10 protein-coding genes are annotated in these 10,313 nt (G+C 37.7%); 9 read left to right on the forward strand and 1 reads right to left on the reverse strand.

Annotation, left to right across the window (positions count from 1 at the left end):
• Positions 1 to 44: 44 nt before the first annotated feature.
• The 9 genes from MWU32_RS01240 to MWU32_RS01280 all read left to right on the forward strand — a co-directional run bounded on the left by MWU32_RS01240 (position 45) and on the right by MWU32_RS01280 (position 9,544).
• Positions 45 to 2,327 (forward strand): BamA/TamA family outer membrane protein, encoded by a 2,283-nt coding sequence (locus tag MWU32_RS01240; protein ID WP_246937044.1) that lies wholly within the window; start codon positions 45 to 47, stop codon positions 2,325 to 2,327.
• 85 nt (positions 2,328 to 2,412) lie between these two features.
• On the forward strand, positions 2,413 to 2,892 hold the full coding sequence (locus MWU32_RS01245) for a nucleoside deaminase (RefSeq protein ID WP_246937046.1): 480 nt from the start codon (positions 2,413 to 2,415) through the stop codon (positions 2,890 to 2,892).
• Positions 2,893 to 3,003: 111 nt separating this feature from the next.
• Positions 3,004 to 3,339, forward strand: a complete 336-nt coding sequence (locus MWU32_RS01250) for an arsenosugar biosynthesis-associated peroxidase-like protein (RefSeq protein ID WP_129017385.1) — start codon at positions 3,004 to 3,006, stop codon at positions 3,337 to 3,339.
• A 187-nt stretch (positions 3,340 to 3,526) separates the two neighbouring features.
• Complete coding sequence (gene arsS, locus MWU32_RS01255) at positions 3,527 to 4,579, forward strand: arsenosugar biosynthesis radical SAM (seleno)protein ArsS (protein ID WP_246937048.1); 1,053 nt, start codon at positions 3,527 to 3,529, stop codon at positions 4,577 to 4,579.
• Positions 4,580 to 4,916: 337 nt separating this feature from the next.
• Positions 4,917 to 5,591, forward strand: a complete 675-nt coding sequence (locus MWU32_RS01260) for a TIGR04282 family arsenosugar biosynthesis glycosyltransferase (protein WP_246937050.1) — start codon at positions 4,917 to 4,919, stop codon at positions 5,589 to 5,591.
• Positions 5,588 to 6,400: a purine-nucleoside phosphorylase gene (locus MWU32_RS01265; RefSeq protein WP_246937052.1), complete on the forward strand. Its 813-nt coding sequence runs from the start codon at positions 5,588 to 5,590 to the stop codon at positions 6,398 to 6,400. Before MWU32_RS01260 ends, MWU32_RS01265 begins: the two co-directional genes overlap by 4 nt.
• Before the next feature lie 612 nt (positions 6,401 to 7,012).
• Positions 7,013 to 7,900 carry a sterol desaturase family protein gene (locus tag MWU32_RS01270; protein ID WP_246937054.1) on the forward strand — a complete coding sequence of 296 codons (888 nt, stop codon included), beginning with the start codon at positions 7,013 to 7,015 and terminating at the stop codon, positions 7,898 to 7,900.
• A 37-nt stretch (positions 7,901 to 7,937) separates the two neighbouring features.
• On the forward strand, positions 7,938 to 8,738 hold the full coding sequence (locus tag MWU32_RS01275) for a DUF547 domain-containing protein (RefSeq protein WP_246937056.1): 801 nt from the start codon (positions 7,938 to 7,940) through the stop codon (positions 8,736 to 8,738).
• A gap of 62 nt (positions 8,739 to 8,800) precedes the next feature.
• Positions 8,801 to 9,544 carry a TIGR04283 family arsenosugar biosynthesis glycosyltransferase gene (locus tag MWU32_RS01280; protein WP_246937058.1) on the forward strand — a complete coding sequence of 248 codons (744 nt, stop codon included), beginning with the start codon at positions 8,801 to 8,803 and terminating at the stop codon, positions 9,542 to 9,544.
• A 5-nt stretch (positions 9,545 to 9,549) separates the two neighbouring features.
• Here MWU32_RS01280 and MWU32_RS01285 read toward each other — a convergent pair whose 3' ends face one another.
• Entirely contained in the window at positions 9,550 to 10,308 is a 759-nt protein-coding gene (locus MWU32_RS01285; RefSeq protein ID WP_246937060.1) for a metallophosphoesterase family protein, read from the reverse strand.
• Between the last annotated feature and the right edge of the window lie 5 nt (positions 10,309 to 10,313).

Raw genomic sequence — 10,313 nt, forward strand, 5'->3', positions numbered from 1 at the left:
ACTACTTTAAAATTAGCCGATAAAAAAACTCAAATAAAAAAGACTTGAAATTCTATTTAAAATATATAGTAATTACACTCTTCATTTCCGGAAGCTTTTACTCCTGCGGTATTTCCAAGTATATTCCTGAAAACGAACGATTATATACCGGTGCCGACCTGACCATAGTCTCTGATTCCATTATCAAGAATGAAGAAGGCTTAAAATCAGAACTCGAATCGGTGATTGGCCCAGAACCCAATTCAAAGTTTTTTGGGATGTATCTGGGTCTTCGATATTATTACAAAAATCAAAAGGAAAACCCAGGGTTCATCAACCGTTGGTTGTATAAAAAATTTGGTGAGAAACCCGTATATCAATCAGATGTGAAAACTTTTGATGTGGAGGATCTGCTGCTTAACCGACTTGAAAACAGGGGGTTTTTCTATAGTGCGGCAACTTCAGAATTTGAAGAATCAGAAAAAAAAGCGTCGGTAAGCTATACTGTAAAAGTACCCAAACCCTATCGCATGAAGACGTATCAATTAGATTCGTTGCCCACTCCAATCTACGGAGAAATCAAAGAATTGGTTGGAGATTCGCCATTTGAAAATGGTATGCGCTTTGATTTGAACAGTATGAAGCTGGAACGACTTCGCATTGATGCAAATCTTAAGAAAAGAGGCTATTATAATTTCAACGACAGTTTTCTAATATTTGAGGCCGATACCAATCGCTATGATAATAAAGGTTTCGATTTATTCCTCAAATTAAAGAAGGCCGTACCCAAAAAAGCCACTGTTCCTTACAGGATTTCTCAAATCAATGTGTATCCTGATTATGAAACAGCCGATTCAATCCAAACTGACATTATTCGATATAACGAGAAAAACTTCATTCAGAAGGAGGTGTTCTTTAAACCAAAATATTTAGATCCATTTATCAAGCTGGAAGAAGATCAACTATACAATCCCGAAACCTCGCGCAATACCGCTAGGCGACTCTCAACAATTGGTGCCTACAAATATGTCAATATCCAATATCGGGAAATCGATACCTCAGCAACGGATAACTTAGGATTATTGGAAGCCAATATTTATTTGTCACCATTAAATAAACGTGCATTTACGGCCGAACTGCAAGTGGTTACCAAATCCAACAGTTTTATAGGACCAGCATTGGCATTGACTTATAGCAACAGAAATATTTTTGGTGGAGGGGAAACCTATAATACCACAGCAAAAGTAGGTTATGAGGCACAATTGGGTGGTGGAAGTACCCCCGGAGATAGCAGTTTGGAACTTGGCTTGAAAAACGAATTAATTTTTCCAAGAGTTATTTTTCCTGTTAAAATAAACGACGATTTTTTCAAATATTCCATCCCAAAAACCAAAACCTCGGTGAGTTTTGATTTTCAGGATCGGAGAAAACTATACACCTTACTTTCTGGAACTGCACTCTTCGGTTATGCCTGGGATGCCAATAGATACGTGACTCATCAAATCAATCCAATCTCCGTAAGCTATACAGATCTTATGAAGACCACTCCAGAATTTGAGGAAATCCTAAATGACAATCCATTTTTGAAACGCAGTTTTGAACAACAATTTATTTCGGGTCTTACCTATTCCTTCACCTATAACGAAATGGTCGACCAACAAAAAACACATCAAAAATATCTCAATTTCACATTGGATGTCGCAGGAAACTCGATCAGTTTATTTGGAAAAAACCAAGGTCCTGATGTACCAAAAACATTTTTTGGTATGGAGTATGCCCAATACGCCAAGGCTGATGTCGATATAAGTTACCATTTCAACTTTGCCAAAGAACAAACTATTGCCGCCCGCATTTTTGCGGGATACGGACTAGCGTACGGCAACTCGGATGTGATCCCTTTCGTAAAACAATACTACGCTGGTGGACCTTATAGTGTTCGGGCTTTTAGAATCCGCTCCTTAGGTCCAGGCACTTATAATGTTGATGAAGACACGAATAATACCAGCGACAGTTACTTCGACAAAACAGGTAATATCCGACTGGAAGCCAACTTAGAATACAGATTCCCTATTGTTTCCTTCTTAAAAGGTGCCGTTTTCGCTGATGCGGGAAACATTTGGAATTCCAAAGAAAATCCGGTTTTTGATGGTAAAGATAAATTCTCCAAAAACTTTTTAAGCGAATTGGGTATGGGTGCAGGCGTGGGACTACGTATTGACATCCAAAGCTTTGTCATCCGCTTTGATTTGGCTGCCCCTTTCCATGATCCTTCACTTCCAAAAGGAAAACGTTTTAATTTTGATATCAGCAACCCCATACTGAACTTTGCGATTGGGTATCCGTTTTAAAGGGGTACAAATTTTCCTATCTTAGCATGTTGGTTCGACTCCTTTAATTCCTTAAGGATTTGAAAACTATTTAAAAAAAGTAAAAATGAGTTCAGAAAACAAAAATAAATTCATGCTCGAAGCTGTCAATGCAGCACTCAAAGGCATGGACAATAACGAAGGTGGTCCGTTTGGATGTGTCATTGTAAAAGACGGAAAAGTTGTAGGGCGTGGTAATAATAAGGTCACCTCCCATAACGATCCAACCGCACATGCAGAGATTATAGCCATCCGTGATGCCTGTAAAAACCTCAATTCATTTCAATTGGAAGGCTGTGTTATTTACACCTCCTGCGAACCTTGTCCGATGTGTTTTGGTGCTATTTACTGGGCCAGACCAGATAAGGTTTATTACGGGTGTAGCCATCAAGATGCAGCAGACATTGATTTTGATGATGCCTTTATCTATAAGGAAATTGAATTGCCATATCACAAACGAAGCATTCCTTTTGAACAATTATCGCGCGACATCGCTCTCGAACCTTTTCAAAAATGGAGCAGCAAAGACGACAAAACCGTCTATTGATCTCGTATCCAACAACTTAAAATTAATACACTGAAGCTGTAATCTTAATTGATTTTCTTCGACTTAAAACTGTATCTTAAAAAAACTGTAAGTACAACTAACAATTAACCCATGCAAAAAACCTATTACGACCCAGCAGATCTAAAGAAATTCGGAAAAATCACAGAATGGAGTGAAGAACTTGGCAATAAATTTTTTGATTATTATGCCAAGGTTTTCGAGGAAGGAAAACTTTCTGCTCGTGAAAAATCATTGATTGCTTTAGCGGTTGCCCATACCGAACAATGTCCATATTGCATTGATGCGTACACCCAAGATGGTTTGCAGCGCGGCATCACAAAAGAAGAAATGATGGAAGCCTTACATGTTGGAGCTGCAATTAAAGGTGGCGCAACCTTGGTGCACGGGGTGCAGATGATGAATAAAGTCAATAAATTAGAAATGTGAGTAGAGAACCAATCCCGATTTTTCATCGGGAGTGTGTGAATCGCTCATCCCGTTTTTTATCGTAATCTTAAAAAAGTATGAAGATAGAAATTTAAAAGTTTTTGGATCTAACCTAGGGTTTGAACATAGAACCTTGAACTGTTAACTTTGAATCCTGAGCTTTGAACCTTAAATTTTAAACCAATAAATGATCAAATCCCTACATAAAAGAAATAGTGAATTAGCAAACAGTAAAAGACAGCTCGAAATCTTATCCAATGGAATTTTTCAAAATGGAGATTTACCAAAATTCAAGGATAAGATTGCCGAGACGGGACAATTTCCATTAAGAGCCAAAAAGCTTGAGATCCTACAAATCAATGTTGGGTATATGTGTAACCAAGTTTGCGAACATTGCCACGTTGATGCTGGTCCAGACCGTAAGGAAATCATGACCAGGGAGACCATGCGACAATGTCTCGAAGTCATAAAAAATACGGGAGCTCATACATTAGATTTGACCGGAGGCGCTCCTGAAATGAATCCCGATTTCAGATGGTTCGTAGAAGAAGCTTCTAAAGTTGGCGTTAAGGATTTTATTGTGCGTTCAAATCTGACGATTATTAGGGCCAATAAAAAATACTACGATTTACCTGAGTTTTTCAAAAAACACAACGTCCATGTCATTTCTTCCATGCCTCATTGGACCAAAGGAAAAACGGACAAACAACGTGGTAATGGTGTTTTTGACAAATCCATAAAAGCTTTACAAGAACTCAATGCGGTTGGCTATGGCATGCCGGACAGCAATCTGCGATTAGATTTAGTGTATAATCCGTCGGGCGCATTTTTACCGGGAAACCAAGCCAGTATGGAAAAAGATTTCAAAAAAGCTTTGATCGACGATTTTGGCATCAATTTTCATAATTTATTCACCATAACAAATTTACCTATCAGCCGATTTTTGGATTATTTGATTGCCTCTGAAAACTACGAAGATTACATGTACGCTTTGGTGGAAGCTTTCAATCCGCAGACCGTTGACAATGTGATGTGCACCAATACCCTCTCTGTTTCTTGGGATGGTTATTTGTATGATTGCGATTTCAATCAGATGCTGAATCTGCCAGTAAACAGTAAAGTCAAACATATTTCAGACTATAACGAAGAACTTTTGGAAGGAAGAACGATTATGATTTCCCAACATTGTTACGGCTGCACAGCTGGCGCAGGAAGTAGTTGTCAGGGGAGTGTGACTTAGATGAAGTTGAAATTGAAGTTGAAATGGAAGTTGAAATTGTAGTCGAAATTGAAGTTGAAGTTTAATTTCCTTGCGCTCTTGCGCAAAACATTGTGCCCATTGTGGTTAAAACACCCTCGTTTTAGACTTTCAACAAATCGATAACCATAAGGTTTCTCATAAAACTTCCTGTTTCCCGCCATCGCAAATGCTACCAGCCTTCGCAGAAGCTTCCGACTGGCAGGCGGACGAGCAGGCAATTTTCTTTTGAGTTAGCGGAACTCAGCTCCGATTTAAATCTCTTCACAATCCAATAGTTTTTCCCGAACTTTGAATACTAAACTTTGAACTTTCACGAATGGGTATACTTTCATCCAAACATACTGACGGCGCTAATGAAATGGCCACCGATTTCCATTTTCCTACCTCCAAAAAAGCACTGATTATTTTCACCCGTAATCCTGAATTGGGCAAATGCAAAACGCGATTGGCACAAACGATTGGGGATGAAAATGCTTTGGAAGTCTATAAATTTCTTTTAAATCATACCGCTTCAATTGCAAAAGAGGTTAAAGCAGATCACTACGTTTTCTATTCTGAAAACATCATAAAGGATGACCTTTGGGATGTTGGCACATTCCGAAAAAAGCTCCAAAAAGGTGACGATTTAGGCCAACGGATGCAAAATGCTTTTGTAGAATTATTCGAAATGGGATACGAAAAGGTCGCTATTATCGGAAGTGATCTTTTAGACTTGGACGCAGAACTCGTGAACAATACCTTTTCACAACTCGAATTTAACGATGTGGTCATTGGGCCAGCTTTAGACGGTGGATATTATCTCTTGGGAATGAAAAATCTGTATCCCAAAGTGTTCCAAAATAAAGCTTGGGGCACTTCTTCAATCTTAAATTCCACTTTGCAGGACCTCCAAAATTGCTCGGTCTATTTGTTGAAAGAATTGAATGATATCGATACCTTTGAGGACATGAGAGATTATGAACAACTAAAAAAATTTTACACAAAAAAATGATAAAATTCATCAACGAAACCACAGAATACTTACAAAAAAAAGGTTTCGATAATCCAGAAATCGGTATTATCCTTGGCACAGGCTTGGGTCAATTGATTGATGCCGTAGAAATCCTTCACGAAGTCAGTTATAACCATATACCGAACTTCCCGACGGCAACGGTCGAATTTCATAAAGGTAAACTGATTTACGGGATTATAGAAGGAAAAAAAGCCATCATCATGCAAGGACGTTTTCATATTTACGAAGGCTACTCTCTTCAAGATGTGACCTACCCTGTTCGCATTATGGAAAAACTGGGCATTCACACGTTATTGGTTTCCAACGCTTCGGGTGCCATCAATCTCAATTTCAAAAAAGGAGAATTGATGCTGATTGACGACCATATCAATCTACAGGGCAGCTCACCTTTGGCCTTTAAAGGTGTAGAACAAATGGGCGAGCGCTTTACGGATATGAGTGCGCCTTATGATGCGGAAATCAATTCTAAATTTGAGCAAATTGCCAAAAACCACAACATCACGCTTCACAAAGGTGTGTATGCAAGTGTAGTCGGACCTCAATTGGAAACAAGGGCAGAATATCGCATGCTGAAAATCATTGGTGCTGATGCGGTTGGAATGAGCACAGTTCCTGAGATTATTGTGGCCAATCATTTGAAGTTAAAAGTGGCAGCGGTATCGGTTTTAACGGACGAATGCGATCCAAATAATCTAAAACCAGTAGATATATCTGAAATTATTGCCATGGCGGAAAAAGCAGAACCGGATATGATTGTATTGTTTCGAGAGTTGATTAAGAGTTTGTAAAATATTTAAGGCCGAGATCTTTCAGGTTTCAAAAACCTGAAAGGTTTATCGGCTGAATGCAAACAGCATTTCACAAACTCCGTAAGATCGAAAAACAGAATTCATATTTTTGGAAAAGGGAATATGTGTAAGTAGTTATTAAAAATACAACTATAATACTAACCATATGAGATTTACCTTTTAGAAGAAAGTCGTTTTAATCGTTTGAATTATGAGATTCCTGCCTGCGCAGGAATTTGCGGAACCGGATATGATTGTGTTGTTTCGAGAGTTGATTAAGAGTTTGTAAAATATTTAAGGCCGAGATCTTTCAGGTTTTCAAAACCTGAAAGGTATCCCAACTAAACTTTGTTAAAATTTGGATGAAGTCTGAAGGCTTTGCCATCAATAATTTTTTCAAATGAAGATTCAAAGATTTTATTTAGAGCAGAAAGCGCTGTGAAATCAGCAAACGACATTCATATTTTGGGACAAGGAAATATGCGTAAGCAATTATTAAAAATACGACTACAATACAAGTTATATGGAATTTATCTTTCAAACGAAAAGTGTTTTTAACGTTTAAAAAATGAGATTCCTTCCCGATAGCTATCGGGATTCGCAGGAATTAGTATGGAAAAATACATTGACATTATTTTAAAATCCTATTCAGGGTATTGGCGTTACCTCAAATATGAGTTAACCCATGTTTACCATTGGGACAATTACTTTTACGGATTAATTGGAATTTCCCTAATCGTTTGGCTGTTGGAAATCATGTTCCCTTGGCGAAAGGACCAATCCATTTTCCGAAAGGATTTTTGGTTGGACACTTTTTATATGTTCTTCAATTTCTTCTTGCTGAATTTGATTGTCCTTATCGCACTGTCAAATACAGCCGCAGAGTTTTTCAATGATATACTTGGGCTCTTTGGTTGGCATATTGATAGTTTACAGGTTTTTAGTGTTAGCGAATTACCAAAATGGTTAGGCCTGCTGATCTTCTTTTTGATCATCGATTTTGTGCAATGGAATACACATATCTTGTTGCATCGCGTGCCATGGTTGTGGAATTTCCATAAAGTGCACCACAGCGTTAAAGAAATGGGTTTTGCCGCTCATTTGCGCTACCATTGGATGGAGCCTGTGGTCTATAACTCGATATTGTATATACCCATTGCCATTATTGGAGGCTTTAATGTGCAAGATGTTTCCATCGTTTACTTTTTCTCCATTGCCATTGGCCATTTAAATCATGCTAATTTAGGTTGGAATTACGGTCCATTGAAATACATTTTCAATAATCCAAAGATGCATATTTGGCATCACGTCAAAGAATTGCCTGAACATAAAAAGTATGGTGTGAACTATGGATTGACTTTAAGTGTTTGGGATTATATATTTAACACACATCATGTGCCGCATGACGGCAGGGACATTGAACTTGGTTTTGATGACGAAGAGGACTTTCCAAAAACATTTGTCAGACAGACTATGTATCCAATTAAAACTAAGAAATGATTTTTCTTGTACCAATAATGTATATTCAAAGAACATCATGAAACGACTTGTTAAATTTACATTTCTTACAGTGATAGCTTTCACTTTGGGCAGTTACAATTTGACTGTGGCCGCAGGGACTGGCAGCCAAGGTCAACCTATTATAGAGGTAGGCGATAAATTAATCTCTGCAACAACCAACACAACAGATAAAGTAGATCATAGCGACTGGGATAAATTGCTAAAAAAATATGTCAACAAGGAAGGCCTTGTTGATTATAAAGGTTTTAAGACAGAACAACACAAACTTGAAGCTTACTTAACGAAGCTTTCAAAAATGAAGCCAAATGAGAAGTGGAGCGATCAGGAGCTATTGGCATATTATATTAATTTATACAATGCCGCAACCATAGAATTGATTCTCAAAAATTACCCAACAAAAAGCATTAAGGACATCAAAGGAGCTTGGAAGAAAAGATTTGTAAAAATCGGAGACAAAGAAGTGTCACTTGACGCAATTGAACATAGCGTGTTACGAAAAATGAACGAACCAAGAATTCATTTTGCCATTAATTGCGCTTCTTATTCTTGTCCAAAATTAATGAATGAGGCCTTTACGGCCGCGAAAATAGATGAACAACTCGAAGTTGCAACAAAAGAGTTTATCAACGGCAATCTAAATGATATCACGACCAACAATCCAAAACTTTCGAAAATCTTTGATTTTTATACGTCCGATTTTAAAGTAGACGGCAAGAAAAATTTAATTGGTTTTATAAATAAATACAGTAATACTAAAATCAATCCTAATACGCGATATACTTTTAAAAAATATGATTGGAAATTAAATGAGCAGTAAATATTAATTTCAACACCTTGCATTGACAGCATTTCTTTCTGTTCATTTCGGCAATAAAATCTATGATAAGCATTGTAATTCCCATTCTCAACGAAGCAGAAACCATTGCTAAATTGATCCAGCATTTGTTGGACAACTCAACTGCGGATCATGTCGCTGAAATAATTATTGTAGATGGAGGAAGTACGGATGATTCTCAAGAAATTATTAATACGCTCATTGCTCATCACCAAGCGTCTGAACTTCATCATAGTATTCAAAGGGAATCTGACGCAACAAAACTTCTATTAATCAACTCAGAAAAAGGGCGTGCCAAACAGATGAATGCCGGTGCGAAAATTGCCAAAGGCGAGATCCTTTATTTCTTACATGCCGATTCTTTTCCTCCTAAAGACTTTGATCAAGATATCCTCACAGAAGTTGAAAAAGGCAATAACGCCGGTTGTTTTAGGATGCAATTTGACAGCAATCACTGGTGGTTGCAATTGGCGGGATGGTTGACACAATTCTGCTGGCGCGCATGCAGAGGTGGCGATCAAAGTCAGTTTATCACTAAAAAATTGTTTGATGAAATTGGCGGTTTTGACGAGCGATACGTCATTTATGAAGACAATATGTTGATTAACGAACTTTTTGCCAGAAAACAATTTGTCGTCATCAATAGAAAATTGACAACATCAGCTAGATTATACCATAAACATGGCATTTGGAAAGTCCAATACCACTTTTGGACCATTTATCTCAAGAAGTGGCTGGGTGCAACCCCAAATAAATTACTAACCTATTACAAAAAGCATCTTAGTTAAAACTCCTATACTCCTAAAATCTGATTCAATGAACGTTGATTACGGCCTTTTTCATTAGGGTATAATTCCATTAAGGCATCACTTTGAAAAACCGCTTTTGAATCGATATCCATCGCCGACAACTTGCCATAAAATGCGGCACCAGTGTCCACATTCCATACATTAATGGCTTTTAATGGCTCGTCAGAATTGAAATAAAGTGTTGGCGTATGCCCGATATAGATTTCGTCATAAAGTTTTAGGCGTTTTGGAAACAACTCAGAATTCTCATCGATCTCTTTATCCAAAGCCAAAGCCATTTCCCAAAGCGTTCGATCAAAATAAAAATTGCTTTCGGAAGTTTCGTTCTCAACACCTTGCTTGGATGTAAAACCTCCATGAACAAACAACCGGTTCTGTTCATCCAAATGATACAATTTCATTTGCTCAAAAAACTTCAGGTGTAATTTCTTATCATCACTTGAAAAACTCCCATAACTTTCTATGGCTCCTCTTCCGCCATGATCTAACCAAATAGTATCCGGTTTATCGGTTCTGAGCCATTTTTCACACCAAGCATCGTGATTTCCTTTAATAAAAATGCATTCTTTCAATTGAGACAACACCATCAAATACTGGATGACTTGTGCCGATTCGCTCCAACCATCCACATAATCGCCCATAAAAATCAATCGGTCTTCTTCCACAACCTTTACCCGATCCAAAAGTTGTTTCAATCCTTTCAATCCGCCGTGAATATCTCCAATAACCAATGTTCTCATAATTTGAA

The sequence above is a fragment of the Gelidibacter sp. F63206 genome (assembly GCF_023015735.1).

Excerpts from the sequence above, each read along its gene's own strand:
- MWU32_RS01245 (WP_246937046.1), top strand. The coding sequence starts at position 2,413 with ATGAGTTCAGAAAACAAAAATAAATTCATGCTCGAAGCTGTCAATGCA.
- MWU32_RS01250 (WP_129017385.1), top strand. The coding sequence starts at position 3,004 with ATGCAAAAAACCTATTACGACCCAGCAGATCTAAAGAAATTCGGAAAA.
- arsS (WP_246937048.1), top strand. The coding sequence starts at position 3,527 with ATGATCAAATCCCTACATAAAAGAAATAGTGAATTAGCAAACAGTAAA.
- MWU32_RS01260 (WP_246937050.1), top strand. The coding sequence starts at position 4,917 with ATGGGTATACTTTCATCCAAACATACTGACGGCGCTAATGAAATGGCC.
- MWU32_RS01265 (WP_246937052.1), top strand. The coding sequence starts at position 5,588 with ATGATAAAATTCATCAACGAAACCACAGAATACTTACAAAAAAAAGGT.
- MWU32_RS01270 (WP_246937054.1), top strand. The coding sequence starts at position 7,013 with ATGGAAAAATACATTGACATTATTTTAAAATCCTATTCAGGGTATTGG.
- MWU32_RS01275 (WP_246937056.1), top strand. The coding sequence starts at position 7,938 with ATGAAACGACTTGTTAAATTTACATTTCTTACAGTGATAGCTTTCACT.
- MWU32_RS01280 (WP_246937058.1), top strand. The coding sequence starts at position 8,801 with ATGATAAGCATTGTAATTCCCATTCTCAACGAAGCAGAAACCATTGCT.